The organism is Hymenobacter sedentarius, assembly GCF_001507645.1.
Classification (GTDB): domain Bacteria; phylum Bacteroidota; class Bacteroidia; order Cytophagales; family Hymenobacteraceae; genus Hymenobacter; species Hymenobacter sedentarius.
This window is the reverse complement of sequence record NZ_CP013909.1, coordinates 1112841-1138771: the sequence shown is the minus strand read 5'-3', so window position 1 is coordinate 1138771 and position 25931 is coordinate 1112841. Positions and strand designations below refer to the sequence as shown.

Annotated in this window: 19 protein-coding genes; 12 read left to right on the top strand and 7 right to left on the bottom strand. The window is 61.3% G+C overall.

Annotated features, from left to right (window positions below):
* The first annotated feature begins 249 nt into the window (after positions 1-249).
* The 4 genes from AUC43_RS04800 (at position 250) to AUC43_RS19980 (ending at position 6525) form a co-directional block, all read left to right on the top strand.
* Entirely contained in the window at positions 250-933 is a 684-nt protein-coding gene (locus AUC43_RS04800) for an RNA polymerase sigma factor (protein WP_068190543.1), read from the top strand.
* On the top strand, positions 920-2101 hold the full coding sequence (locus AUC43_RS04795) for an energy transducer TonB (RefSeq protein ID WP_068190539.1): 1182 nt from the start codon (positions 920-922) through the stop codon (positions 2099-2101). The genes AUC43_RS04800 and AUC43_RS04795 overlap by 14 nt, the downstream gene beginning before the upstream one ends.
* 642 nt (positions 2102-2743) lie before the next feature.
* Positions 2744-3904, top strand: coding sequence for a S8 family serine peptidase (locus AUC43_RS04790; RefSeq protein WP_068190537.1), 1161 nt, complete (start codon positions 2744-2746; stop codon positions 3902-3904).
* Between the two features lie 1019 nt (positions 3905-4923).
* Positions 4924-6525, top strand: coding sequence for a S8 family peptidase (locus AUC43_RS19980; protein WP_082684910.1), 1602 nt, complete (start codon positions 4924-4926; stop codon positions 6523-6525).
* Between the two features lie 84 nt (positions 6526-6609).
* Here AUC43_RS19980 and AUC43_RS04770 read toward each other — a convergent pair whose 3' ends face one another.
* The 5 genes from AUC43_RS04770 to AUC43_RS19975 all read right to left on the bottom strand — a co-directional run bounded on the left by AUC43_RS04770 (position 6610) and on the right by AUC43_RS19975 (position 14387).
* Positions 6610-7695 carry a proline iminopeptidase-family hydrolase gene (locus tag AUC43_RS04770; protein WP_068190529.1) on the bottom strand — a complete coding sequence of 362 codons (1086 nt, stop codon included), beginning with the start codon at positions 7693-7695 and terminating at the stop codon, positions 6610-6612.
* Between the two features lie 29 nt (positions 7696-7724).
* Complete coding sequence (locus AUC43_RS04765; RefSeq protein ID WP_068190527.1) at positions 7725-9899, bottom strand: S9 family peptidase; 2175 nt, start codon at positions 9897-9899, stop codon at positions 7725-7727.
* Between the two features lie 201 nt (positions 9900-10100).
* Positions 10101-11381 carry a dipeptidase gene (locus tag AUC43_RS04760; protein ID WP_082684909.1) on the bottom strand — a complete coding sequence of 427 codons (1281 nt, stop codon included), beginning with the start codon at positions 11379-11381 and terminating at the stop codon, positions 10101-10103.
* Between the two features lie 41 nt (positions 11382-11422).
* Complete coding sequence (locus AUC43_RS04755) at positions 11423-13693, bottom strand: transferrin receptor-like dimerization domain-containing protein (protein ID WP_068198243.1); 2271 nt, start codon at positions 13691-13693, stop codon at positions 11423-11425.
* 313 nt (positions 13694-14006) lie between these two features.
* The gene (locus AUC43_RS19975; protein WP_071885820.1) at positions 14007-14387 is read right to left on the bottom strand and encodes a dodecin family protein; all 381 of its coding nucleotides are present in this window, start codon (positions 14385-14387) and stop codon (positions 14007-14009) included.
* A 213-nt stretch (positions 14388-14600) separates the two neighbouring features.
* Between AUC43_RS19975 and fumC the strand changes: the two genes are divergently transcribed.
* The 6 genes from fumC (at position 14601) to AUC43_RS04720 (ending at position 19067) form a co-directional block, all read left to right on the top strand.
* On the top strand, positions 14601-15995 hold the full coding sequence (fumC, locus tag AUC43_RS04745; RefSeq protein WP_068190525.1) for a class II fumarate hydratase: 1395 nt from the start codon (positions 14601-14603) through the stop codon (positions 15993-15995).
* Between the two features lie 204 nt (positions 15996-16199).
* Positions 16200-16793, top strand: a complete 594-nt coding sequence (locus AUC43_RS04740; protein WP_068198240.1) for a GNAT family N-acetyltransferase — start codon at positions 16200-16202, stop codon at positions 16791-16793.
* The gene (locus AUC43_RS04735) at positions 16786-17193 is read left to right on the top strand and encodes a diacylglycerol kinase family protein (RefSeq protein WP_233254111.1); all 408 of its coding nucleotides are present in this window, start codon (positions 16786-16788) and stop codon (positions 17191-17193) included. The genes AUC43_RS04740 and AUC43_RS04735 overlap by 8 nt, the downstream gene beginning before the upstream one ends.
* Positions 17194-17287: 94 nt before the next feature.
* Positions 17288-17746: a DUF6970 domain-containing protein gene (locus AUC43_RS21430; protein WP_233254110.1), complete on the top strand. Its 459-nt coding sequence runs from the start codon at positions 17288-17290 to the stop codon at positions 17744-17746.
* Positions 17747-17849: 103 nt separating this feature from the next.
* A complete protein-coding gene (locus AUC43_RS04725; protein ID WP_071885819.1) occupies positions 17850-18347 on the top strand; it encodes a DinB family protein in 498 nt (165 codons plus the stop codon).
* 99 nt (positions 18348-18446) lie between these two features.
* Positions 18447-19067, top strand: coding sequence for a thioredoxin family protein (locus tag AUC43_RS04720; RefSeq protein ID WP_068190522.1), 621 nt, complete (start codon positions 18447-18449; stop codon positions 19065-19067).
* Positions 19068-19162: 95 nt separating this feature from the next.
* Here AUC43_RS04720 and AUC43_RS04715 read toward each other — a convergent pair whose 3' ends face one another.
* Together AUC43_RS04715 and AUC43_RS04710 are read right to left on the bottom strand one after the other, a co-directional pair.
* Positions 19163-20002: a DUF4382 domain-containing protein gene (locus AUC43_RS04715; RefSeq protein ID WP_082684908.1), complete on the bottom strand. Its 840-nt coding sequence runs from the start codon at positions 20000-20002 to the stop codon at positions 19163-19165.
* A 109-nt stretch (positions 20003-20111) separates the two neighbouring features.
* Positions 20112-23171 carry an AsmA family protein gene (locus AUC43_RS04710; RefSeq protein WP_068190512.1) on the bottom strand — a complete coding sequence of 1020 codons (3060 nt, stop codon included), beginning with the start codon at positions 23169-23171 and terminating at the stop codon, positions 20112-20114.
* A 413-nt stretch (positions 23172-23584) separates the two neighbouring features.
* Between AUC43_RS04710 and AUC43_RS04705 the strand changes: the two genes are divergently transcribed.
* Both AUC43_RS04705 and AUC43_RS04700 read left to right on the top strand, forming a co-directional pair.
* Entirely contained in the window at positions 23585-24598 is a 1014-nt protein-coding gene (locus AUC43_RS04705) for a PorP/SprF family type IX secretion system membrane protein (protein ID WP_157780928.1), read from the top strand.
* A 69-nt stretch (positions 24599-24667) separates the two neighbouring features.
* Positions 24668-25930 carry an SUMF1/EgtB/PvdO family nonheme iron enzyme gene (locus AUC43_RS04700; protein ID WP_068190508.1) on the top strand — a complete coding sequence of 421 codons (1263 nt, stop codon included), beginning with the start codon at positions 24668-24670 and terminating at the stop codon, positions 25928-25930.
* Position 25931: the final 1 nt, after the last annotated feature.

Here is a 25931-nt window from a genome sequence, read left to right as displayed (position 1 = left end):
AATATCGGCCGCCAAAATTCCACAATCCATGCTGATTATCAGCCATTCCCGTCCGCTTGTATAGGTTCCTTTATTGTTTGGGTTACTATTCGAAATAGCTTATAAAAAGCCCCACCGCTGCATCGGTGGGGCTTTCTTGCGTTTCAGCCTGGCGGCCTCACCAAGCCCGGCGGGCTGCTGACACCGGAGGAGGCCGGCTTGCCAACAGGTGAAGCAAAAACTATTGCCTTCGCCTATCTTCCCATCACCATGTTCTTCCGCCGCTCCTCGTCTGCTGCTGCGCCTCCCTCCGACCAGGAGCTGCTGGCCCGCTACCGCCAGCACGGCGACGTAGCCGACCTGGGCCTGCTCTACGACCGGTACCTACCCGAAGCCTTCGCCGTGTGCCGCCGCTACCTCGCCCCGCCCGACGAAGACGCCCAGGACGCCGTGATGCAGCTCTTCGAGCACTTGGTGAAAGTGCTGCGCACGCACGCGCCCGACAACTTTCCGGCCTGGCTGCACACCACCGCCCGCAACCATTGCCTGATGCAGCTGCGGGCCCGCAAGCGCGGCGGCCCCAGCGCTGGCCCGCTCATTCTTACGTATCCCGATGCCGCGGATGTGGAAACCGCCGGGGCCCGGCATCTGCTTGAGCAGGACGCTACCGCCGAAGAGGCCGAAAATACCGAAGCGCGCCTGCAAAGCATGGAAGCGGCCCTGGCTCAACTTCCGGCCGCGCAACGCCGCTGCCTCGAATTATTTTACCTGGAAAAGAAGTGCTACCGTGACATTGCCACCGAAACCGGCCTGGAGCTGAACCTGGTGCGGAGCCACCTGCAAAACGGCAAGCGCATGCTGCGACGCCAACTCGACCCGCCCGTTCCGCCGCCTGCCGCCGCTTCGCCTCCTTCCACTGCTACTCCTCAAAGCCCGCTCCATGTTGCCCGCTGATTCGCCTTTTGCCCCGCTCCCCGCTCCCGGCCCCCATCCGGCCACGGCGGAGCTGCGCGCGTACGCGGCCGGCACGCTGGCCCCGGCCGAGCAGCACCGCATCGAGGCGCACGCCCTGGAATGCGAGCGCTGCGCCGAGCTGGTCGACGGCTTTTCCATGACCAATGCCGCTACCACCGATCAGGCCCTGACCGCATTGCGCACCCGCCTGCAAGCCCGCACGCAGCTACCAGAGCCCGGCCCCGTTGGCACGCGCTGGGTTTGGCCGCGCCTGGCGGCCGCAGCGGCCTTGGTAGGCGCCGTAGCCGGTGGAATCTGGAGCTGGGAGCACAAGACCAGCTCGACCATTGCCGCCCACGTGGAAAGCGCTCCGCGCTCGCCCGCCAGCCCAACGGCTCGCCGCGAAGCTGCGCCACCGCGGCCCGGCGCGTCACCGGCCACCGCAGAAGCCACCCCGCCCCAAGCACCCGCAGCGACCGATTACGCGGCGGTGGCGCCCGCGCAGGAGCAGCGGGCGGTGAGGGGCCGTCGGCCGGTACGCCGCTCGCGAGTGTCTGCAGTTGCCTCGCCAAAGCGCCCAGCCGTGGCGAGCCGGGTAGCTCAATCCGGCAGAGCTTCGGCGCCCGCTCCAGTTGGCACCGATGAAACAGCTTCAAGTCATGTGATTTCGTCTGCCATGCCTGCGGCAGTTAGTAAGTCTTCCGTGTCCTTGGCCCAGAATGATGAGGCAGCTCGAGAAAAAGATACGCTTCCCGATTCCGTGGCCGCGGCGCGGGGCGCAACCATGGCTGGCCAACCGGCAAGAGCCAAAGCACTTTCACCAAGCCCTAATGTGGCAATGGCGCGCGTAGCCGCAGCTCCCATGCCGGCTGCGCTGGCCATTAAGCCCGCCCCCGTGGGAGGCCAGGCGGCCCTGCACGACTACCTGCGCCGCGAAGCCGCGGCGTTCGAACCCGAGCCCAATGCCCCCCGCCTGAGTGGCACGGTGCGCCTGCAAATCGTGGTGGGAGCCGATGGCAAAGTGAGCAGCCTAAAGGTCCTCCGGGGCCTGCGCGCCGACTACGACGCCGAGGCCCTGCGCATCGTTTGCGACGGCCCAGCCTGGCAGCCCGGCGTTGCCGGCGGCCGGCGCGCCCCGCTGCCGGTAGAGCTCACCGTCGCTTTCTAGCCCCAGCAGTAATTCTTCCCGACAAATCTAAAGCCACCCTATGCCTGCGGCAGGGGTGTTTTTTTATGCCTCCTATTTTTATTTTTCTTGTTTTTATACAATAAATATCTTAGTTTAGCTTCTTTTCCTATGGGGCAAATATTAAAATATTTAAATCTTTAACTACACACTTTTTTACGGTCGAAATTTGCAATAAAATAAGTCTTAATAGCAGCCTAAGGGAAAAATGCAATTATGATAAATAAGATGGAATCAAAACGCTAACTGGTTAGTTTGGCACCCATTGAATAAAATGAACAATTCGGCTTCGCTCAACTTTTCTTGGAATAAGTCTTCTTTTATTCTTACATTCGTCTATTGTGATTGCAAATTTTCTGGTTGCGACGGTCTTAATGTGCTGCAGATATGACCGGGCTTTACATGTGCGTTGATTTATTTATTTCTTTAACTTAGTTTCTCAGAATGCAAAAACCGTATCTGAATATTCGCTTAGCTTCTTGGCTAATGAGCGGCTCATTGCTCGCCACAACTTCCTTCTTTGTGGGATGCTCACGGGACACCATTACTCCATCAAGCTCGGCGGTAAGTCTGACCTCTGACTCTAAGGCCGAGGACGTAATTCCCGGCCATTACATTGTGGTATTGAAAGACGCCGCAGTGGCTACTTCGCCCTCCGACGACTATCAGGAGAAAGTAAAGAAAGTAAAAGCAGCCGCCCAGGGCTTGCTGAAAGGCAAAGGCCTTCGCCCGGATGCAGTAGGCGTTGCTTATGGCCATGTACTGAAGGGCTTCGCCGCTAGCCTCACGCCGCAGCAAGCAGCTGACTTGGCCCGCGATGGCCAAGTGAGCTACGTAGAGGCCGACCGCATCATCACCTTGGGCAAGCCCTTGAAAGCTCCCAGAAGTACGGCTCCTGCCCCGGCCCCGGCACCTGCCCCGACTGAGCCAGCACCCGCACCTGCCCCCGCTCCTACCGATCCCGCCCCGGCTCCCACAGCCCCAGCCCCGGCTCCCACTGACCCCAGCATTATTTATCAGCCTGTGCCTTACGGCGTGGCCCGGGTTGGCACGGGCGATGGCACGGGCAAAACGGCCTGGATTATCGACACGGGCATCGACCTGAGCCACCCCGACCTGAACGTTGACGCTACCCGCAGCCGCTCCTTCCTCACCAGCGGTGCCGACTATTACACCGCCCAGGATGCCAACGGCCACGGCACGCACGTAGCCGGCACCATTGGCGCCAAGAACAACGACTTCGGCGTAGTTGGGGTGGCAGCCAATGCTACGGTAGTAGCCGTGCGCGTGCTCGACGCCAACGGCAGCGGTTCCTCTTCGGATGTCATTGCCGGCATCGACTATGTGGCGGCCAACGGCAAAGCCGGTGACGTGGCCAACATGAGCCTCGGCGGCGGCCTTTCGCAGGCACTTGATGATGCCGTGCTCAACGCTTCCAACAAGGGCATCCTGTTTGCCCTGGCCGCAGGCAACAGCGCTTTGGATGCCAACCAGAGCTCGCCGGGCCGCGTGAACGGCCCGAACATCTTCACCGTCTCGGCCATGGACCAGGCCGACGCATGGGCGTACTTCTCGAATTTCGGCAACCCGCCCATTGATGTGTGCATGCCCGGCTACAACATCTATTCTACTTACATCGGCGGTGGCTACGCCACGATGAGCGGCACCTCGATGGCCACGCCCCACATGGCCGGCGTGCTGCTGCTGCGCGGCCGCAGCTTCTCAACCAGCGGCACGGTGAAGAACGACCCCGACGGCAACCCCGACCCGATTGCGCACCTCTAACTAAGCCGCTTCGGCGCTATTGTTAACAGCAAAAAAGGCAGTCCCAACGGGCTGCCTTTTTTTGTTGGGCCAACATTCAGCTGGATAGCGCGGCACGGCTCACAAGGCTGCACTTTATTGCGGGCAAAGGGTAGCAGAAGGGCCACCGCGGGGTATTCGGGCAATGCCATCCGACGAACGGCAAAGCATCGGAAGCAAATGGTTTGTCGTGGTTGCCGCCGGGCAAAGGCATGGCCCGGTGTTGGGCGAGCTTCCCATTGCCACGGGCCTTCGGCCGGCATGAACGGCCACGCTGGTCGCCTGGCTCAGTCGCTCTCTTGCCCTGCCGCTAAGATCGTGTCCGGGCCTGGGCGAACCACAGCACACGAGTGAGCTGGGCTTACTCCTTCCAGAGGCAGTGAAGTGGGCGGAGCTGGAAGGCTCATGATGGGAGCCCGGGAACAAAGCCTTAGCGATACAGGACGGAAGCTTCGGCAGCGCCAACGACTGCCCCACGTGACAGGCCGGTTTTTCTGCGGCCAGCTTCAGCAGTTAGCGCGGGTAGTGGCGAGCTTTTTTCGAGCAGCTTCCCCTCGCTTTGTGCGAAGTGGCTCAACCTTAACATATAAGCTGAACAATGTTTTTAGGGTCAAGCTTCTGCTTATTATTTAAATTGTACAAATTACTTCGACCCATTTTGCGGATTTGGATGAGACAACCTCATGCCGCAGGGGTTATAGCGGGACCGCCATCGGCATGATAAAACTATGACAAAATCGATAAATTTTAAAAACGTTTGTGAAAAATTAATTAAAATTGAACTTTTGGGAATCATTCGCATAAGTGTCTAGTTGGGCAGAAATCAAACAATTTGGAATGCAAAAACCGGCTCAAACCTAAAATTCAGACCTCCTTTTCTAAGAATATCTGATTTTATAATTGTTGTTTTTCCGATGGAAGCAGCGACAAACATTCCGGTCCCCGACGAGTTTATTTTTTCATCAACCACTTTTTCTTTTTTGTAAACCAGTTTTCACAGCATGCAAAAATCATATTTGAACATTCGCCTTGCTTCCTGGCTCCTGAGCGGTTCGCTGCTCACGACTTCTGCCCTGTTTACTGCCTGCTCGCGCGATGAGGTAGCCCCCGCCGACGTCAAAGCCGGAGCGGTAGCCGTAGCCGACTCCCGCGCTGGCACCGTGATTCCCGGCAAATACATTGTGGTGCTGAAAGACGCCGCCGTCGCCACCTCGGCCGCTGACAGCTACCAGGACAAGGTGAAAAAAGTAAAGGCCGCTGCCCAGGGCCTGATGCATGGCAAGGGCTTGCGCGCCGAATCGGTAAGTGCCGCTTACGGCCATGTGATAAAGGGCTTTGCTGCCAGCCTCACGGCTCAGGAAGCCGCCACGCTGGCCCTCGACAGCCAAGTGAAATACATTGAGGAAGACCGCACCATTACCCTCAACCAGCAGCCGACACCCCGCGGCAACGTTAGTGCCAACGGCGACGGAATAATCTGGTGGAACCCCGGTCCGGCTCCTTTGCCCCTACCAGTACCCACGTCGCCGTTGCCGGCTCCTTCGCCTCTACCAGTTCCGACGCCGGCTCCTGCACCCGCTCCGGTGCCGACCCCAGCGCCTGCTCCTACGCCGACTCCGGCACCTGCACCAGTACCTGCTCCAGCACCTACTCCTGCGCCCGCTCCGGCTCCCACGCCTGCTCCCGCTCCTGTGCCTACTCCGGCTCCCGCTCCTACGCCGGCACCAGCTCCAACCCCCGCGCCGGCTCCTGCTCCTACGCCGACTCCGGCACCTACGCCAGCACCCGCTCCAGCGCCTACTCCAGCTCCGACCCCTACTCCTAACCCAGGCTCTACCCAGACCACGCCTTATGGCATCGCTCGGGTTGGCACGGGCGATGGCACGGGCAAAACGGCCTGGATTATCGACACGGGCATCGACCTTAGCCACCCCGACCTGAACGTGGACGCTGCCCGCAGCCGCTCCTTCCTGACCAGCGGCTCCAACTTCTCCTCGCCGCAGGATGCCAACGGCCACGGCACGCACGTAGCCGGCACCATTGGCGCCAAGAACAACGACTTCGGCGTGGTTGGGGTAGCTGCCAATGCCACCGTAATCGCTGTGCGCGTACTCGACGAGACGGGCAGCGGTGCTTCCTCGGGTGTTATTGCTGGTATCGACTATGTGGCCGCCAACGGCAAAGCCGGTGACGTGGCCAACATGAGCCTCGGCGGCGGTGTATCGCAAGCCATCGACGACGCGGTAATTGCCGCTTCCAACAAGGGCATCCTGTTCGCCGTGGCCGCTGGCAACAGCTCCACCGACGTTAGCCAGAGCTCGCCAGGGCGCGCTAATGGCCCGAACATCTTCACGGTTTCGGCCATGGACCAGACCGATACCTGGGCTTCGTTCTCGAACTTCGGCTCGTCGGTTGACGTGTGCATGCCCGGCGTATTCATCAACTCGACCTACCTGGGCGGCGGCTACACCACGATGAGCGGCACCTCAATGGCCACGCCCCACATGGCCGGCGTGCTGCTGATGACTGGCAAGGCGTTCCGAATCAGCGGTGCCGTGAAGAACGACCCTGACGGCAACGCCGACCCGATTGCGCACCTCTAAGCCGCTTCGGCTCCAGTGTTAACAAGAAAAAGGCAGCCCAGTGGGCTGCCTTTTTTGTGCGTCCTGTGTGGCAGGGCCGCCGTGCTAGAGTGTGGCGCCGGGCTTGAAGGAGCCGTCGTCCACGGACTTCAAAAACTTGATAAGGCCGGTGAAATAGGTTTGTTGGTCGTCGTACATGCTCATGTGGCTACCCTTTGGGCAGATAAGGGCGTTGCCGTTTTTCACCTTGGTGGCAATCATGCGCATGTGCTCGGGGTCCATGGTATCGTACTTGCCGCCGATGGAGAGCACCGGCACCGTGAGCTTGGGCAGGTCGGGGACGCGGTTCCAGTTGGCCAATTTGCCCGATATGCCGAATTCGCTGGGCCCCTGCATGGTAACGTAGAGCGACTGGTTGAGCTTGCCCATCGAGCGGGTTACCGGCTCCGGGTTGGGCACCACGCGGCACAGGTGCTGGGCATAAAAGTTGGGCTCGAGCAGCCCCATGTAGCGCGGGTTGCTGAAGTCTTTTTTGGCTTCTATCTGCCGGATTTCGGCCAGCACCTCGGGCTTCATTTGCTTGGCCAGCACCTCGTCGGCATACTTGCCATAGTCGGGGCAGCTCATCATCATGTTGGAAATAATGAGGCCCTTGAGGTTCTGCTGGTACTTGAAGGCGTACTCGGCGGCCAGGATGCCGCCCCAGGAGTGGCCCAGCAGGTAGAAGTTGTCCTTGCTCAGGTTCAGGGCTTTGCGCACCTGCTCCACTTCTTCCACGTAGCGCGGCAGGCTCCACATGGACGTGTCTTTGGGGTTGTCGGAGTTGCCGCAGCCCAACTGGTCGTAGTAGATAAACTCGATGCCTTCCCGGGGCAGAAAGTTCTCAAAGCATTCGAAATACTCATGCGTGGCACCCGGCCCGCCGTTGAGCAGCAGCACCTTCACCTTGGGGTTGTTGCCGTATTGCTTGGTCCAGACGTTGAACTTGCCCTTGGGCGTGCTGATGGCCACCATGCGCACGTTGCCATCCTGCACTCCGGTTTCGGGGTTCTCGAAATACGACGCCAGCGCGCCGGAAGCCGGCGGCGTGGTAGTGGACAGCTCGCCGCTGCTTTTGGGTTGGTTGCAGCCGGCCATGAGAGCTGCCCCGAGTAAGAGCGCGCCAGAGAGCCGAGAGAAGCGGTTCTTCATAAATGAGTGAGTGAAATGATGATTGGGCCCTAATTGGGCAGGCTTTTGGTGTTGAGGTAGCGTTCGAAAAACTCGAAGGTGCGCAGCATCTGGTCGATGCGCTGGCGGTTGTCGCCGGAGCGCGTGAGCTCGTGGGTGCCGCCGGGGTGGCGCACGTACTCCACGGGGCGGCCCAGCACCTTGAGGCTGCGGTACATCATTTCGCCCTGCACGAAGCCGGTACGACGGTCGTTTTCGCCGTGAAACAGGATGTAGGGCGTGGTGATTTTGTCGACGTAGCTGATGGGCGACTCGCGGGTGAGTACAGCCTTCACGGCCGGCTCCCAGGGGTAGCCGCCGAAGTAGTTGGGCACCAGCCGCCAGGCGTTGCCTTCGCCGAAGAAGGTGGCCAGGTCGTACACGCCGCGCTGCGAGCAGGCGGCTTTGAAGCGCTGGTCGTGGCTGATAATCCAGGCCACGAGGTAGCCCGCGTAGGAGCCGCCGGTCACGGTGAGTTTGGCGGGGTCGGCCCAGCCTTCGGCCACGGTTTTGTCGAGGGCGGTGAGCACGTCGCTGCTCGGGCCCGTGCCCCAGTCGTTGATGTTGGCGCGCAGGAAGTCCTGGCCGTAGCCGCCCGAGCCGCGTGGGTTGCTGTACACCACGCCGTAGCCCTGCGCGGCGAAGTACTGGAACTCGTGCCACATGCTGGCCTCGCCCGGGCCCCACATGGCCGTGGGCCCGCCGTGGATTTCGAGCACCACCGGGTACTTGCGGCCGGCCTGGTAGGCGGTGGGCTTCATCACCCAGTATTCCACCGTAAGGCCTTTGTCGTTTACAAAGCTGTGCTTTTCAGGCAGCGAGAGCCGCTTGGTTTTCACCCAGTCGTTGAAGCTGCCGGCGTGCTGCACCTTCTTGAGGCCGGCATCGCCCACAAACAATTCTGAGGGGTTGAGCACGCCGGTTTGGGCGTACACCAGCTTGTTTTTGGCGATGGCGTAGCTCAGAATGCCGGTGTCGGCGGCCGAGAGCTTTTCCACTTTGCGGGTCTTCACATTGGCCCGGTAGAGGGGGGCGCCGCCATTGCTCTGGGCCGTGAAGTAGACGTATTTATCGTCGTCGCTCCACGCCAGATTGCCCTTGCTGCGGTCGAAGGGAATGGTAATAATATCCTTTTCGGTGCCGTTGAGCGGCATCACGGCCAGCACGGGCACATCGACGCCCATAGTGGGCGACATCTGAAACGCCAGCCACTTGCCCGAGGGCGATACCGTGGGGTTGGCGTAGGCCATGTTCTCCTTGCCCAGCAGCAGGCGCGGGTGGCGCCCGGCGCGGTCGGCCAGGTAGATTTCGTTTTCCAGCGAGCGGTCGGGGTGCTGCAGCGAGTCGATATCGGCCGAGAGCAGCAGGTGCTGGCCGTCGGGGGTGAATTCGGCCTGGTTGAAGCGGTAGAAGCCGCTGGTGACGGCCACCGGCTTGGCCTCAGGCGCCACGGCATCAATGAGGAAAAACTGCGAAAAGCTTTGCTCGGCCGACACCTCGCGCTCGTCCTGGAAATTGAGTTTGGTGAGGACCTTGGCCTTTTTGTCGGTTTCGTTCTTGTCGAGGTAGGCCCGGATTTCGGCCAGGCTGCCGTCGGCGTTGGGCTTGGCCGAACTGGCGGCCAGCTGGTCGTTTTTATCGAAGCCGGGCTTTTCGAAGGGCCAGCGCGGCAGGGTTTTGGCCGCGTTCAGCAGCGAATCTTTCAGCAGCTCGCGCAGCGGAATGGCCGACGAAAACAGCACCTGCCGTCCATCGGGTGACCATTTGGGGGCACTGGCGCCGTGCTTGTAGCGGGTGAGTTGCCGGGCCTCGCCACCGTCGGTAGGCATCACAAACACCTGGGGCTTGTCGTCGACGGGCCGCACGAAGGCCAGCTGGCGCCCGTCGGGGCTCCAGGCGGGCTGCGTGGCGCCTTCTTTCAAGGAAGTGAGCTGCCGCGGCGTGGCGCCCGCCTCGGTGCCGAGGGAGTAGAGCTGGCTCACGTTTTTGTAGTCGGCTTTGTTCTTTTCGTCCGGCTCAATGCCGAGCACGGTGAAGGCGGCTCTGCGCCCGTCGCGGGTGAGGGTAATGTTGCCAATCTGCTTGATTTTGAGCAGGTCGGTCACTTTCATCGGCTCGGGGCCTTGCTGGGCACCGGCCGAGCCGACGGCCAGGCAGCCTAGCAGGCCAAGGAGTATGGTTTTCATCAAGAAAAAGGGTCGTTAAGTAAAAGTCAGAATAGCGCGTGAGCAGTGATGAAGACAAGGAAATCAGCGGTTTTTGCAGCGAGCCTGGCTTGAGCGAAGGCAGGCAGCGAAAAGCTATATCGTGAAGTAGGAGAGGAGGGGAGTTGAGCGAAAAAGGCAGAGGTGGCTGCGTTTGCGGCGGTGCCATTTACCGTTGCGAAGCTAGAGCTTGCCTTTCCCGCGTTCCACGGCGCGCATCACGCGAAACAGGTTGCCGCCCCAGATTTTGTTGAGGTCACGGGCGGAGTAGCCCCGGCGTACCAGCTCCAGGGTCAGATTGGGAAAGTCGCCCACGTTGGCCAGGCCGGTGAGGATGGTGCCACCGTCGAAGTCGGAACCGATGCCCACGTGGTCGATGCCGGCGACCTGCACGAGGTGGTCGAGTTGATTGGCGGCGTCCTGCACGGTGGCCAGCGGCACGGGGTACTGCTGCTGCAGCTGCGCGTATTCGGCCAGGGCAGCCTGCTTTTCGGCGGGCGGCAGGGCGTGCATGTTCAGCGAAGTCTTGATGTGGTACTTGGCAAAAAGGGCCTGCTCGGCCGCCAGGCGTTCCGGCGATTTGGCTTCGGTTTTCACGTAGGGGCTGAACAAATTGAGCTGAACCACGCCGCCCTGGCGGGCCAGCGCCCGGACCATGTCGTCGGTCAGGTTGCGGGGCATGTCGCCCAGGACGCGGCTGGCCGAGTGCGAGGCGATGACCGGCACACGGGAAAGCCGCAGCACGTCGTAGAAAGTAGAATCCGACGTGTGCGACACGTCGACCATGATACCGAGCCGGTTCATTTCCTGCACCGCCTGCCGCCCCAGTTGGCTCAGCCCTTGGTACTCGGGCCCGGTAGGGTCCGTGGAGGAGTCGCAGAGGTCGTTATTAGACGAGTGGCACAGCGTTAGGTAGCGGGCGCCCTGGTTGTAGTAGGTCTGGAGCAGCCCCAGGTTCTGACCGATGGTGTAGCCGTTTTCGATGCCGATAAAAACCGCCCGCTGGCCCGCTTTGCGCACGCGCTGCGCCTCGGCGGGCGTGGTGGCCAGGGCCAGCTCCGTAGGATGCTTCCGGATGGTGGCTGCGATGGCATCGAATTGGGCCTGGGCATCCTGCCGCACTGCGGCGTACCCGGCTGGTGTGCGCGGGCCCTGCCCCACGTACACTACCCAAAACGCGGCGTCCAGCCCACCGCGCTTCATTTTGGGCAGGTCTACCTGGCTTCCTTCATTGGCCGCGTGGTCTTTCGCCAGGTCGAACCCCGGCTTGACGAGGCTCTCGCTGGGCGTGTCCTCGTGCGAATCCACGACAAAGGCCCGCTCGTGAATGGCGCGCGCTTTGGCTTGCAGCTTGGCTTCCGATTGCTGAGCGGCCGCGGGCTGCCCGGCCAGCGCAAGCGCCACGCCCAGCCCGGCAGGCAGCAGAAAGGCCGTGGCCCGGCGAAAAGAAGCAAGCAATTTCATCGGCAAGCCAAAGAAGGTTAAATAATCCCGCTCAACCCAGGTTATTGAGCTGGGGGTGGGCTGGACACGGCTGCGGCCCGGCTCACTTGAGCCGAAAACCGCTCCACGGCCGCCGCGGTGCGCTTAATCTGCTCGTCGGCCTCGGCCCACTTTCGTTCTTCCACCGCTTCGCGGATGCCGGGCAGCGTTTTCACGCCGTAGCCGGTGTAGAAGCCGGGGGCGTATATCTGGTGCCGGTACCAGGGGCGGCGGGGGAGGCCCTCGGCGCTCAGGAGCTGCTGCTCAGCCTGGTAGAGCAGCTGGTCGAGCTCCTTTTTGCGGTCGTTGGAGAGGGCGGTGTTGGCTTTGCGGGCCTGGGCGTAGGCCTGGGCGCTTTGCTCCAGCTTCACCAGGGCGTTGTCGAGCGGGGCGAAGTTCAGGTAAGGCACCGCCTCGTGGGCCTTGGGCGGGAGCAGGGTTTCGGTGGGGTCGGCCACGGCTTCGTAGCGCTTCTCGGCCAGGAGCTTGGCTTGCTTGTCGGTTTCGGTGCGCATGTTGTCGGCCAGCTGCTTCACCTCGGTGCCGTACTTGGCAACGGTGTTGGAGAAGTTCTGGAACTCGAAGGGCAGCACGTCGGCGTTGGCCAGGCGCAGGGCGGCGCGGCCCATGGTTTGGGCCAGCACAATGCCGTAGGCAAAATTGGGGTCCTTGAAGCGGGTGAAGTGGTCGAAGGAGTCGTAGATGGAGTGGTACTCGCCGCCTTCGCCCACGCCGCCAAAGCCCACGTTCATCGACGGAATGCCCAGGTGCTGGATGTAGGGCGAGTAGTCGGAGCCGGCACCCAGGGCGGCAATGCGCAGGTCGGCGCGGTCGCGGGCGTCCTTCTGGGCTTCGGGGCTGCCGCTTACCAAATCCAGGGCCCGGCGGCGCTCATTGATGGACATGTTTTTCTCGGGGTCCATCACGTCGCGGCCCACCTGGTTGAAGAACTTCTCCAAGGTGTGCGAGCCGGCCGCGTACAGAAAGCCGCGCTCGCTGTTGTCGGTGTTCAGGTAGGCCACCACGTTCTTTTGCAGCTGCTTGGCGTTGGTCTCGGCCCATTCGGTGGAGCCCAGCAGGCCGGGTTCCTCGCCGTCCCAGGCGCAGTACATGAGCGTGCGCTTGGGGCGCCAGCCGGTTTTGTAAAGCTCACTCACGGCCTGGGCTTCGGCCAGCTCGGCCACCATGCCGCTGAGTGGGTCGCTGGCGCCGTTCACCCAGGCGTCGTGGTGGTTGCCGCGCATCACCCACTGGTCGGGGTACTGGCTGCCTTTGAGGGTGGCAATGACGTTGTAGACCGGCTCAGTTTTCCAGTTGAAGGCCAGCTGCAGGTGCACCTTGGCCGGCCCGGGCCCGAGGTGGTAGGGGATGGGCAGCGCACCGCGCCAGACGTCGGGCGCCATGGGCCCAGCCAGGGCGGCGAGCAGCGGCTGGGCATCACCGTAGGAAATGGGCAATACCGGAATTTGCGTGAGCGTGGGAGCCTTTTTGTAGTCGAGGCGCTTGGCGTTTTTGGTGGAGCCGTAGCCGGGCGTGAGTGGGTCGCCGGGGTAGGTGGGCATGTCGAGCACCGAGCCGCGCTGGGCGCCGGTTTCGGGCTTGAAGGCGCCTTTGGGGTACACGTCGCCTTGCCCGTAGCCGTCGTCTTTGGGGTCGGAATAAATCAGGCAGCCGATGGCACCTTTCTCGGCGGCTACTTTAGGCTTGATGCCGCGCCAGGAGCCGCCGTATTTGGCGATGACGATTTTACCCTTCACGCTGATGCCGCGGCGCTCCAGCTCGTCGTAATCCTTGGGCACGCCGTAGTTCACGAACACCAGCTCGGCCGTCACGTCGCCGTCTTTCGAGAAGGCATTGTAGATGGGCAGCTGCTCGCTGGCCTGGCCCGAGGTGGCGTCTTCGGCCAGCGGCTTCTCGGTGAGGCTGGCCGTGTATTTGGTGGGCGCCACCAGCTCCAGCGCCCGCAGCTTGGGCGTGGGAAACAGCACGTACGACACGTCGATGCGCGTATCGTAGCCCCAGGACTTGAACAGGCCGGCCATGAATTCGGCGTTGTCCTTGTCATAGGGCGAGCCCACGTGGTGGGGGTGGGCGGCGAGGCGCTTCATCCAGTCGCGCAGGTTGTCGGCCTTGAGCTGGGCGTCGAACTTGGTTTCGAGCTGGTACTCGGTGGCGGCGGTGCCGGCATCAAACCCCAGCAGCGGCTTGGGCTCGGCAGGAGCGGTTTGGGCCGAGGCCGGGTAGCTGGCGAGCAGCCCGCCGGCCAGCAAAAGAGCGTAGCGTTTCAGCATCATGTTCTTTGCAGAATAATGGGGCCAGGCCATTCCGCCCAAGCGCCCGTGAAGTCCGCGAAAGGTAGCGCTAATCAGAGGGTTCCGGCAAGTTTGATTCCGCTCAGAACGGGAACCTCACCTCCGGCAGAACCTCACCCCCAGCCCCTCTCCAACAGAGAGGGGAGCCTGACGATACATAATGAAAAATCCCCAGCTCAATCTTGAACTGGGGCTTTTCGGTTTTTAGGAATTGAGCTAAAGCTTGTGCCGTGGCTCCGCTCTCTGTTGGAGAGGGGCTGGGGGTGAGGCTCCCCAGGCGCGCATACTGGTTACTCTAGCCGCTGTAGCCGCCGCCGCTGGCGGGCTCCGTGGCGCTGCCGCCGGGCTCCACTTCGCGGGGCAGCTCGGGCTCGGTTTTCAGGTGGACGTGGCTGTAATCGGGGGCGCCGTTGCCGGCCGGAATGGGGGCTTCTTCCAGGGTGCGGTCGATGTCGGTGAGGTCCAGCGGCTCGGTAGGCGAGCCAAAGCTGACCTTGGCCGTGATGCGGTATTCCACAATGCGGTTGTCGCGCACTTTGCAGCTCTGGTCTTTGATGTAGATAGAAGAAATATTGGGCACCGTGGAGCTCAGCTGCTCCACGGCGCGCTGCAGTGCATCTTCAAAGCTTTTCTCGGAGGACGCCAGGATTTCAATGACTTGTTTAATGGAACTCATGGGTTAAAAGGGTAGGGGAGTGAGGGTAGGCGGAAGGAATAAAGCCGCGGCGGGCGGCGCATCCTGCGCGGTTTTTTCTACTGTACGCAGCAAGCCCGGTGACAGCTATTTTGGTTAGGGTAAAAGCTGCCGTGCGGCGCGGTGTACTTTTGCGCACGGCTTCGGCTATATCAGCTCATCCCTACGCTTCTACATCAACTTATCATCCCCCGCATGGATTTCCGCACCGAAAAGGACACCATGGGCACCGTGCAGGTGCCTGCCACCGCGTACTGGGGCGCCCAAACGCAGCGCTCCATCGAGAATTTCCCCATTGCCCAGGACATCAACAAGATGCCTAAGGAAATTATCGCCGCCTTTGCGTACCTGAAAAAAGCCGCCGCCCTCACCAACCGCGACGCCGGCGTGCTGCCTGCCGAAAAAGCCGAGCTGATTGGCAAGGTGTGCGACGAAATCCTGGCCGGCCAGCTCGCCGACTCCTTCCCGCTGGTGGTGTGGCAAACGGGCTCCGGCACGCAGAGCAACATGAACGTGAACGAGGTGATTGCCTACCGCGGCCACGTGCTGCAGGGCGGCCAGCTCGCCGATGAAAAGAAGGTGCTGGCGCCCAACGACGACGTAAACAAGAGCCAGAGCTCCAACGACACCTTCCCGACGGCCATGCACATCGCGGCCTACAAAATCCTGACGGAGACCACCATCCCCGGCATCGAGAAGCTGCGCAACGCGCTGAAAAAGAAGTCGGAAGATTTCATGCCCATCGTCAAAATCGGCCGCACCCACTTCATGGACGCCACGCCGCTCACCCTGGGCCAGGAGTTTTCGGGCTACGTCTCGCAGCTCGACCACGGCCTGCGCGCCATCAAGAACACGCTGGCCCACCTGAGCGAGCTGGCGCTGGGCGGCACGGCCGTGGGCACGGGCATCAACACCCCGCCCAACTACTCGGTGAACGTGGCCAAGCACATTGCCGACCTCACCGGCCTGCCTTTCGTCACGGCCGAAAACAAGTTTGAGGCCCTGGCCGCGCACGACGCCATCGTGGAAGCCCACGGCGCCCTCAAGACGGTGGCGGTGAGTTTGATGAAAATTGCCAACGACATCCGCATGCTCAGCTCGGGCCCGCGCGCCGGCATCGGCGAAATCGACATCCCGGACAACGAGCCCGGCTCGAGCATCATGCCCGGCAAGGTGAACCCCACGCAGTGCGAAGCCATGACCATGGTAGCGGCCCAGGTAATGGGCAACGACGTGGCCATCACCGTCGGCGGCTCGATGGGCCATTTTGAGCTGAACGTGTTCAAGCCGATGATGATTTACAACTTCCTGCACTCGGCCCGCCTCATCGGCGACGTGTGTGTGAGCTTCACCGACAAGTGCGCCGTGGGCATCGAGCCCATCAAGGCCAACATCAAAAAGCACGTCGATAGCAGCCTGATGCTCGTGACGGCCCTCAACCCGCACATCGGCTACTACAAAGCCGCCGAAATCGCACAGACCGCCCACAAAAACGGCTCAACTTTGAAGGAAACCGCCATGAAATTGGGCTACGTGACCGAAGCCGAGTTCGACGAGTGGCTGAAGCCTGAAGAAATGGTGGGCATGTAAGCTCACCCTGCTTCACTGGCATGTCATTGTAGTCAATAGAACGTCATGCTGAGCGGAGCCGAAGCATCTCGCGTGCAGTTACTAATCCTTACGATTGGTTTACTGCCACACGCGAGATGCTTCGGCTCCGCTCAGCATGACGTTTTTATTAGTAAAATGGTCTGCAACGGGCGGCTTTTCTTTTTTCCCAGCATCTTTGCGGCCATGGATTTCTCTGCTCCCATCGTTCTCGAAAATAACCGCGTGCGCTTGCGGCCGCTGGAAATTGGCGATTTCGAAGCCCTCAAAGCCGTGGCCTTCGATGAAGAGCTGTGGCGCTACACCCTCACCCGCGGCGACGATGCCGTGAGCCTGGCCGCCTACGTGCGCCAGGCCCTGGAAGCCCGCGAGCAAGGCCTGCGCTACCCTTTCGCCATCGTGGACCGGCGCACCGGCGCGCTGGCCGGCAGCACCAGCTACTATAACGTGAGCGAGGCCGACCAGCGCATCAGCATCGGCTACACCTGGGTGGGCCGCGAGTACCAGCGCACCGGCCTGAACCGGGGCGCCAAGCACCTGCTGCTCAGCCACGCCTTCGGCCAGCTGGGCTGCGAGCGGGTGGAGCTGGAAACCGACTCGCGCAACAGCAAGTCGCGCGAGGCCATGGCCCGCATGGGCGCTACCGAAGAAGGCACTTTGCGCAGCCACCGCATCACGCAAGGCGGCATCCGGCGCGACACGGTCATTTTCAGCATCATCAAGCCGGAGTGGTCCGAGCTGCGCCTGTCAGTTTTTCAGGAATTTGAAGCCCGTGGCTGAGCCCGCACCCCCTGCTTCCGAACGGCTGCGGCCACCGGATAAGCTCTGGCGCCGGCGCGTGGCCAGCTTCGGGCATGCCTTCCGGGGCGTGTGGGCGGCGCTGCGCTCCGAGGTGCACCTGCAGTTTCATGCCCTGGCTACCGTGGTGGTGATTGGGCTGGGTTTTTACTACGCCCTCACGCGGCTGGAATGGGCCCTGGTTACGCTGGCCATCGCGGGCGTGTGGGCGGCCGAGCTGGTAAACACAGCCATCGAAGCCCTCACGGATTTAACTTCGCCCGACTACCACCCGCTGGCGGGCAAGGCCAAGGACGTGGCCGCCGGCGCCGTGCTCATTGCGGCGCTGGGGGCCGTAATCGTGGGGTCGCTGGTGTTTGGGCCGAAGATTTTTAAGTTCTAATGCCGAGCTTAACCTGAACCATTGCCTGCGGCGGGCGTACCCATAACCGGCCCGCCATTTCACAGTGGTCTTTTCCCTTACTTACCTGGTATCCATGCGCCTGCTTTCATTTGTTGTTCCCCTGCTGCTTGCCACGGCCTGCGCCCCCAAGCAGGTGAGCGTGACCAACCCCACCACGCCGCCCAGCACCGGCCAGGTGAGTGGCCCGGCTACGCCGGCTCCCACCAGCGCCAATACCGTGGACCCCGTACCAGCGCGCGTGCTCGAATCCGACACCACGGCGCGCCCGCAGTGGCTCAAGCAGCGCATCGCGACGGTGCTGGCCGAGCGCAAGCGTAACCCCATCACGCGCATCCTGCGCTACACCTACGGCGGGCAGACGGTGTACTACATCTCGGCCCCGTGCTGCGACCAATATTCCAACGTCTTCGACACCAAGGGCAAGCTGATTTGCCAGCCCGACGGCGGCATTACGGGCAAAGGCGACGGCAAATGCCCTGATTTTGATAAAAACAAAACCAACGAAAAGCTGGTCTGGCAAGACCCCCGATAAGGGAATTATGAGTTTTGAGTCATGAATTATGAGTTGTCTTTATACCATACCAGTTCATACTTCTTAACTCATAATTCATGACTCTAAACTCATAATTATCACTATGAATACTCTAGAAAAACTCGGTGCTTTCAACGTGTGGGCCAATACCACCGTGCTCAACCGCCTCGACGAAATTGCGGCCACCGGCCAGGAGCTGCCGCCGGTGGTGCTGCGCCTGTTCAGCCACGTGCTCAATGCCCAGGCCATCTGGATTTCGCGCATCACCGGCACCACCAGCCCCGTGAAGGTGTGGCAGGAGCACGACCTGGCCGGCTGCCAGGCCCTGCACGAACGCACCTCCGAGCCCCTGCACCAGCTGATGGTGAACGCCGACGAAACCGAGCTGCAGCGCCTTATTTCCTACACCAACTCGCTCGGCGACAGCTACGAGAGCCTGGTGCACGACATCCTGACCCACGCCGTGGTGCACGCCAGCTACCACCGCGCCCAGGTGGCCACCCGCCTGCGCGACCACGGCTTTGAGCCCGTCAATTCCGACTTTATTACTTACTGCCGCGAGCTGTCGGCCGCGGCCCAAAAGGCTGTGCCCAGCCTGTAGTCCAACCACTATTTCAGACATTAAAAAACCCTTCCGGGTCCGGGAGGGTTTTTTAATGGATGTTATCACCGCATTGCTTATTTCTTCTTATTTCATTTTATGTCTGAACCAATTTCTTCCGTGCCAGTCGTTGATGCCGGGGTACTAAACGGCGCCTATTCTTACGCCTCTTACCGCCAACTCATCGACGAGCTGATGGCCCAAAACCGGACCACTGGCACCACCCAAACCGAAGAACTGACCCAATATGCCCGCCTGAACATGCAGCGCATGCAGCGCCTGGACAAAACCATTCAGCTGTTGCCCGAGCTGCAGGCTGTCCTCGAGCAGCTGGCCCGGCCCTATGAGTGGGTGGTCATCACAGAGGGCTGGTGCGGCGACGCCGCTCAGATTGTACCCGTGCTCGAAGCCGTGGCCCAAGCCAGCGGCGGCAAGCTGACCACGCGCTACGTGCTGCGCGACGAAAACCTCGACCTGATAGACCGCTACCTCACCAACGGCAGCCGCTCCATCCCGAAGCTGGTGGTGCTCCACGCGGACAAGCTGACCGAAGCCGCCACCTGGGGCCCCCGCCCAGAACCGGCCCATGAACTGTTCGTGCGCTTGAAACAAGAACAGGTATCCCACGAAGATTTTGTGACGCAGTTGCACGGCTGGTACGCCAAGGACCGCACGCTAAGCACCCAGCGCGAGCTGCTGGCGCTGCTGCAACGCCTGTAAGCTGTTCAAATCCAACTGCATTGAGCCACAAAAAAGCCCCAACCTCACACGCGGTTGGGGCTTTTGCGTTGTGCTTGTTGAGCTGAGCGCGCCGCTTAGTTGAGCGACGTCGTGCTCAGCTCCGTCACCTGGTCGTTGGTAACCACGATGCCGGTGCGCACCACGTTGCGGTACGCATTCTGGCCGGCAGGGGCCGTGGTGCTCGGGAAGAACTCCACGCGGTACGTGCCGGAGGGCAGCGCGCCCAGCTGGTAAGCGCCGGAAGCATCAGCCGAGGTGCTCACCGTATCGGGGCCGAGGATGGTGCTGCGAATGGCCAACACCTGGGGCAGGGCCGCCGCGGGCGTCACGGTGCCACGCAGGCCGCCGCGCAGGTCCTGGGCCACTACCCGAATAACAGGCTTGAGCAGGTAGCGCTCTTTTTTGTCGTTGCCGGGCTTCCAGTTGCCGCGCTCCACAATGGACTTGGCCACGTCGAAATCAAGCAGCAGCTGGAAAGTTTCGCGCTGGCGCAGGCTGGTTTTGTCCAGCTTCAGCTTCACGCCCGAGGTCTGGCCGCTGGGGGTTTTGAGGTCGTAGCGTTGCTCGTCGCGGCCGATGACGTAGCTGTCAGGGCCCAGAATCAGGCGAATTTCCTTGATGTCGCCGGGGGCGAAGTCTTCCTTCACCAGCAGCGCCGACTTCCCGTTTACATAGTTCAGGATGTCGATGGCCTGGGGCGTAAAGCCCAGCGTCTTCCAGCCATCGGCCTCTTTTTCGTCCTTGAGGTGCACTTCAATCTGCCGCACGTCGAGCACCACGCGGTGAAAGTCGCCGGGGGCGTCCGTCATGCGAACTTCGAGTTGAGCCGAATCGGCGTTCTCGGTGTCTTTGGAGCAGCCAGCGAGGGTGAGGGCGGCCGCGCACGCCAAGGGGAATAAACGGGTAACGTTCATGTGAGAATGGATGAGTGGGATAAGCTGGTCGTGAAACGGTCCGGCCAACGGTTGAGTTGCCGGGCCGTCGCCTCTACCAAAAATACTGCCAAGCTTATATCGCCGTATCCTACTTTCCTTTTTTGGCGGTGTCGGCCGGCGCCGTTTCCTCGGGCTGCGGCTCCACGGGCTTTGGCTTGGATTTGGGCTTGCCAAACAGCGTGTTCAGGCCCTGCCCCACCTGGTTGCGCAGGCGGGCCTGGGCTTCGAGCTTGGCTTTCTCGGTGGCAAGGCGGGCCTTTTCCTCGGCCGTCTGGTCGGCAGCGGCATCGGTGCGCTTGGTGCTGTCCTGCTGGGCCTGCTTCTTCTGGGTGAGGCCGATGAGGGCGTCGGTGAGCTTGGTTTTCACCACATTGGCCACAATGGCCTTGCCCTGGTCTTTCACGCTGCCGCTGGTGAGCTTCACCACCGGGCTGGCCACGGTGCCGCCAATGTTCAGGCCCAGGGTCACGCGCTCGGTGCCCTGAATGTTTTTCACGCCGGTAAGCTGCGTGAGCTTGCTATTGAGGGCCGAGCCCAGGCGGCCGGTGGGTACGTTCAGGGCCGTGACGTAGGCCAAGGCGCCGGCCAGGCTGTTGGAGCCGCCGAAGGTCATCTTCACGTCGCCCACGGTCAGCTCGAAGGGCTGCACCACGAGGTTTCCGTTCACGATATTGGCCTGGATTTCCTTATTCACCACCACCAGGGTCTTCAGCTCCGGCAGGGTGGTTAGGCTCGCAATCTTGCTCATCACCTCCGACTGGTTGATGGCCGCCTTCACCACGTCCACCACGCCCTTGCCGGTCAGCGTCGCGAGGTTGGGCAGCATGTCGGCGCCCATCTCGCCGCTCACGCTGAAATTGGTGCCAAACACGCCCTCTACCTGCCCGGCCAGCGGCACCAGCTTCTTGAGCGTGGTAAACGCCGAGAAGGCATTCTGAATGTTGAGGTCGTTGATTTTCAGCCCAAAGTCGAACTTGGGGTGGGCTAGGTTCCTGCTGCTGTAGCTGCCGGTGGTGCCAAAGGTGGCGCCCAGCGAGTTGAAGGTCATGTTTTTGAGCGTGGCCGTCTGGTCGCGCACCGTCACGGCGCCCTGGGCGTTGGTCAGCTTCAGGTTGTCGTAGGTCACGTTGTCGACGTGGCTGTTCAGCACCAGGTCAAAGTATTTGGGAATCTGCAGCACGCCCTGGGCCTTGGCCGGGGGCCGGCCGCCGGTGGCCACGGGCTTGGCCGATACCTCGTCCACCATCCACTCGTTCACGTTGAAGTTGCGCGAGTTCACCGTCAGGTTGCCGCGCAGGGGCTGGCCCGGCGTAAAGAGGTAGCCCAGGTAGTTGCTGATTGTGCCGGAGGCGGTAAAGTCGGAACTGCCGGCCATACCGTTCACGCTTTGCAGCGCAATCTGGTTGTTATTGAAGGTGGCCGTGCCGCTGCTGATTTTTACACCTTGGGGCAGGTCCTTGCTCTTGTAGGTTACGTTGTTGGCGCGCACCGTGCCGCTGGCCACCACGTTCTGGTAACGGCCGGCTTCCACGTCGGCCATGTTGCCTTTGGCGGCGATGTTGCCGGCCACGCGGCCGGTCACGGTCATGCCCTGCAGCGGGAAAATCTTGGTGATTTTGGTTAGGTCCACCGTGCCGCGCACGTTGGTGTCAAACACCGGCTTGTCGATGTTGTGGGCCGTGAGGCGGCCTTCCAGCGGCTCGCCCTCCAGTACCATCTTAAACTGCGGCAGGTTGATTTGCGTGTCGTTGACCTGGCCTGTGGTATTCACCACCGTTCCGCTCAGGTTGATGTTCTCAATCGGGGCCGGGAACTTGGCCGATTTCACAAAGCCATTGGTGAGCCGGATGGTCGCGTTCACCACTGGCATCTGGTTTTTGGAATAAATGCCCCGGGCCGTGCCGTCTATATACAGCTGCCCGCGCATGGCTAGGTCCTTCACCGGGTACACTTTCATGGCTTCGGCCAGGTTCACGTTGGCCTTAACGCGGCCGTCTACCCGCATCGGCGCCAGCCCGTCGATGGTCACGTTGCCATCCACGGGGTTGGGTCCTAGGTCCAGGTGGAACTGCGGCACGTTCACCTTCACGTTGTTGGTGAAGCCCGAGGGGTTGTCGACCTGCATTTTCAGGTTGATGTTGCGGGCAGCCTGGGGCAAGTCGGGGTACTTGAACTGCCCGTTGGTTACGGCCAGGCTCACGCCGTAGCCGGGCATGTGCAGGTCGTTTTGGGTGCCCTTGTAGTAGCCGTCAAAGGCCACCTTGCCGCTGGTTTCGATGTTTTTGAACTTGTCGGTGTACGCGCCCGGCACCAGACTCAGCAGGGTTTTGAAATCCGTTTCCAGCGCCTTGAAGGTCAGGTCATAGGTAATGTCCTTGTCGTTGGGCAGGCCAATGGCGCCGGCAAAGCTGAACGGGAAGTCGTTGAGCTTGATTTTGTTGTCCTTGAACGTGTAAAGGTTTTTGTTCAAGTCCATGTTCATCGTCACGTCGGCGTTGAGCTGCTTGTCGGTTACGTAGGCCACGCCGTTGTAGGTCATGTCGAGGTCGGTGGCCGTGGTCTGCGACTTCATGTCGAACACGTTGCTCGCAAAATCGCCGCTGCCGCTGTGGTTCACGCCCCGGGCCTGCATGGAGAAGGGCAGGCTGAGGTCTTCGTAGCGCAGGCGCCCGTCGGTCAGGTCCCAGCCTTTGATGGCCAAGTGCACCTGGCTGGTATCCTGGCCCTTGGCTGCGGCGGCCGAATCCGAAATAATGACATCCCAGTTGGCCAGGCCGCTTTTCAGCCGGCGCAAGCTCAGGTCCGGCCGGTCCATTTCAATGGATTTGATGTCGACTTGGCCGCCGCGCACCACGCTCATCACGTCGAGGCCCACGCGCAGGTTGGGCAGGTAGGCGAGGGTGTCGCGGCTGAACGAATCCAGCCCAATTACCCGCAGGTCGCGGATGTTCACCGTCATGTCCGGGAACGAATGGAGCAGGGTCACGTCAATGTTGGCGGGGTCGTACTGCACGTTGGCCCGCACGCGCTGGGCAATTTGCTTGTCGGCCAGCGCCCGCAGCTTGCCCTTAAAGAGCACCGGCGCCAGGGCCGCCGCGGCCACCAGCACCACCAGAAACACAGCAATACCTATCAGAATCTTCCGCATAGCAGGGGGTAATAAGATAATCGAAACAAAGTAAACCGACCGGGCAGCCGCGTTTGTCTAGCATCCCGGTCAAAATCAGGCCAAAAACCATTCTCCCAAAACCAATGCCCTGGGAGTTCAGCCCGAGTAAACGCGGGCAGCACGGTACAGATTATGGCATATATGCAATATTACGCTGCCCCGGCGCCCGGAGGCCGCAGGCGGCTACGGTTCCGGTATTGCGCCAATCCTCACAACTATGGCCCGCTTATGAACCGCGGCCGGCGCCCGAAGGTGCTGGAAACCCAAGGAACTGTTTGTCTTAGCCTCGTTGTATGTGGCCGTACATTCGCGTGCCCGGCCGTACCAATCCGCGCTTCGGCCGCGTTATGCCGCTCACTATGCCAGCGTTTTGCCTCCCGTTGCTCCTGAGAATGCGCCTCGGCCTTGCGGCCGCGGTGCTGCTCGGCGCCGCGGGGGGCGTGCGTGGACAAGACGTTTTTTTCTCGCAGTCGTTTGCCACGCGCCTGCACACCAATCCGGCGTTCACGGGCTTAGTCGACGATTACAGCGTCACGCTGAGCTACCGCAATCAGTTCCCCACGCTGGCCGGCTCCTTTGTGAGTGCCCAGGCCGGGGCCGATTGGCGCCTCGACACGCCCGGCCAGCACCACGCCCTGGGCCTGCTCATCAACCAGGACCGCACCGGTTCGGTGGGCTACACCCGCCTGGAAATCGGTGGGCTCTACGCCTACCACACCCGGCTCAACGAGCACCTAGCCCTCAGCGGCGGGGTGCGGGCCAGTTACGGCCGCCAGCGCGTCGGATATGATAATTTCGTGTTCGGCGACCAGATTACGGAAGATGGCACGGTAGTAGGGCCTACGGCCGAAGCGTTGAATTTTTTCCCCGTCAACTACCTGAGCCTGGGTACCGGAGCTGTGCTTTACACGGAGCAGGGCTGGCTCAGCCTGGCCGGCCAGCACCTCAACCAGCCCAACCTGGGATTCCAGAAGCAAAGCCAACTCCCCATCTTGCTCAGCGTTTCGGGCGGTTATAAATTCTTTATCGTCAAGCCAGCTACCGGCGTAGCAGTGCGCGAAGTGAGCTACACGCCTGTAGCCGCCTACAGCCGGCAGGGCGGGTCACAGCGCACCGAAACCGGCGTGTACCTCACGGCTTCGCCCGTGACGCTGGGGGCGGTGTACCGCAATATTTTTTCACCTGGCAGCGTTGGTACTCAGCACGTCCTCGCCATTGTCGCAGGTATCCAAGCGGGAGAGCTGCGCGTGGGCTACAGCTACGACGTGGGGCTGAGCCGGCTGAGCGCCGATTTGGGCGGCGCCCACGAAATAACAGTGGCCTTGCGGGCGTTTGACCGACTAGAAAACGCGCATCGTCGCCTAAAAAGACGCGTTTACCCGATAGCCCCTTGCCCCGCATTCTAATTTTTTGTACTATTGTGTCCTAATTGCCCTTGCTAAACCTTCCTCCCTCATACCCATTTTAACTTTGTTATGAAATTAACCAATTATCTACGCTTGGCCGTAGTGGGCCTTGTGACCTTAGCCAGCTGTGGCAAAGGTGGGCCGCCCACTGCCTCAAAGCCAGGTAAATATTCCTCTACTACGGGTATTGAATACAACACCGAGAAGGGAATGGCGGTGGCCAACTTCAAGAAAATCCCCGAAGGTCCGGGCCTGATTTTCATCGAAGGCGGTCGTACGGTGCTGGGCTCGCAGTCGGAAGATGTGACCATGACGCACGACAACATCGAGCGCACGGTGACCATCGCCTCGTTCTACATGGACGAAGCCGAGGTGGCCAACATTCACTGGCTTGAATATTTGCACTTCATCCGCACCGACTCCGCGGAAGAGTTTTATCGTTCGGCCCTGCCCGACACCACCGTGTGGGCCCGGGACCTGTCGTTCAACGACCCCTACGTAACCTACTACCTGCGTTACCCCGGCTTCCGCTACTTCCCCGTGGTGGGCGTGAGCTGGCTGCAGGCCGACGATTATTGCACCTGGCGCACGGCCCAGGTAAACCAGCGCCTGGCTGGCGAGGGCGACGACGGCAAGCCCGCCAAGAAAAAGGGCGGTTTGTTCAGCCGCAAGAAGGACAAAGCAGCCGAAGGTGCTGAAGGCACCGCCGGCGCTACGGCCAGCACCAACAACGTATCCATTGAGAAAGGCAACGTACTGCCCAACTACCGCCTCCCCACCGAGGCCGAGTGGGAATACGCCGCTCAGGCCCTCATCGGCACCCAGGAAACCGGCAACGAAAACCAGGAGGAGAAGCGCATTTACCCCTGGGATGGCAAAACCACCCGCAATGCCTACGGCAAGAAGATGGGCCAGTTCCTGGCTAACTTCAAGCGGGGCCGTGGCGACTACGCCGGCATCGCCGGCAGCCTGAACGACGGCGCCATGATTACCGAGTACATCTACTCGTACCCGCCCAACGACTACGGCCTCTACAACATGGCCGGCAACGTGAACGAGTGGGTGCAGGACGTGTACCGCCCCCTCTCGTACCAGGACGTAGAAGACTTGAACCCCTTCCGTCGCAACGGCGTGGCTGACCCCGCCGACAAGTACGACAAGAAAGGCTACCAGTCGCTGATTGACGACCACGTGCGTGTCTACAAAGGCGGTTCGTGGCGCGATGTAGCCTACTGGCTCTCGCCCGGCACCCGTCGCTTCATGGCCGAGGATTCGGCCACGGCAACCATCGGTTTCCGTTGCGCAATGATTAACGCCGGCTCGAACAAGTAAT

Coding starts and splice junctions, on each gene's coding strand:
- AUC43_RS04800 (WP_068190543.1), top strand. CDS start 250: ATGTTCTTCCGCCGCTCCTCGTCTGCTGCTGCGCCTCCCTCCGACCAG.
- AUC43_RS04795 (WP_068190539.1), top strand. CDS start 920: ATGTTGCCCGCTGATTCGCCTTTTGCCCCGCTCCCCGCTCCCGGCCCC.
- AUC43_RS19980 (WP_082684910.1), top strand. CDS start 4,924: ATGCAAAAATCATATTTGAACATTCGCCTTGCTTCCTGGCTCCTGAGC.
- AUC43_RS04770 (WP_068190529.1), bottom strand. CDS start 7,695: ATGAAGAACCGCTTCTCTCGGCTCTCTGGCGCGCTCTTACTCGGGGCA.
- AUC43_RS04765 (WP_068190527.1), bottom strand. CDS start 9,899: ATGAAAACCATACTCCTTGGCCTGCTAGGCTGCCTGGCCGTCGGCTCG.
- AUC43_RS04760 (WP_082684909.1), bottom strand. CDS start 11,381: ATGAAATTGCTTGCTTCTTTTCGCCGGGCCACGGCCTTTCTGCTGCCT.
- AUC43_RS04755 (WP_068198243.1), bottom strand. CDS start 13,693: ATGATGCTGAAACGCTACGCTCTTTTGCTGGCCGGCGGGCTGCTCGCC.
- AUC43_RS19975 (WP_071885820.1), bottom strand. CDS start 14,387: ATGAGTTCCATTAAACAAGTCATTGAAATCCTGGCGTCCTCCGAGAAA.
- fumC (WP_068190525.1), top strand. CDS start 14,601: ATGGATTTCCGCACCGAAAAGGACACCATGGGCACCGTGCAGGTGCCT.
- AUC43_RS04740 (WP_068198240.1), top strand. CDS start 16,200: ATGGATTTCTCTGCTCCCATCGTTCTCGAAAATAACCGCGTGCGCTTG.
- AUC43_RS21430 (WP_233254110.1), top strand. CDS start 17,288: ATGCGCCTGCTTTCATTTGTTGTTCCCCTGCTGCTTGCCACGGCCTGC.
- AUC43_RS04725 (WP_071885819.1), top strand. CDS start 17,850: ATGAATACTCTAGAAAAACTCGGTGCTTTCAACGTGTGGGCCAATACC.
- AUC43_RS04720 (WP_068190522.1), top strand. CDS start 18,447: ATGTCTGAACCAATTTCTTCCGTGCCAGTCGTTGATGCCGGGGTACTA.
- AUC43_RS04715 (WP_082684908.1), bottom strand. CDS start 20,002: ATGAACGTTACCCGTTTATTCCCCTTGGCGTGCGCGGCCGCCCTCACC.
- AUC43_RS04710 (WP_068190512.1), bottom strand. CDS start 23,171: ATGCGGAAGATTCTGATAGGTATTGCTGTGTTTCTGGTGGTGCTGGTG.
- AUC43_RS04705 (WP_157780928.1), top strand. CDS start 23,585: ATGCGCCTCGGCCTTGCGGCCGCGGTGCTGCTCGGCGCCGCGGGGGGC.
- AUC43_RS04700 (WP_068190508.1), top strand. CDS start 24,668: ATGAAATTAACCAATTATCTACGCTTGGCCGTAGTGGGCCTTGTGACC.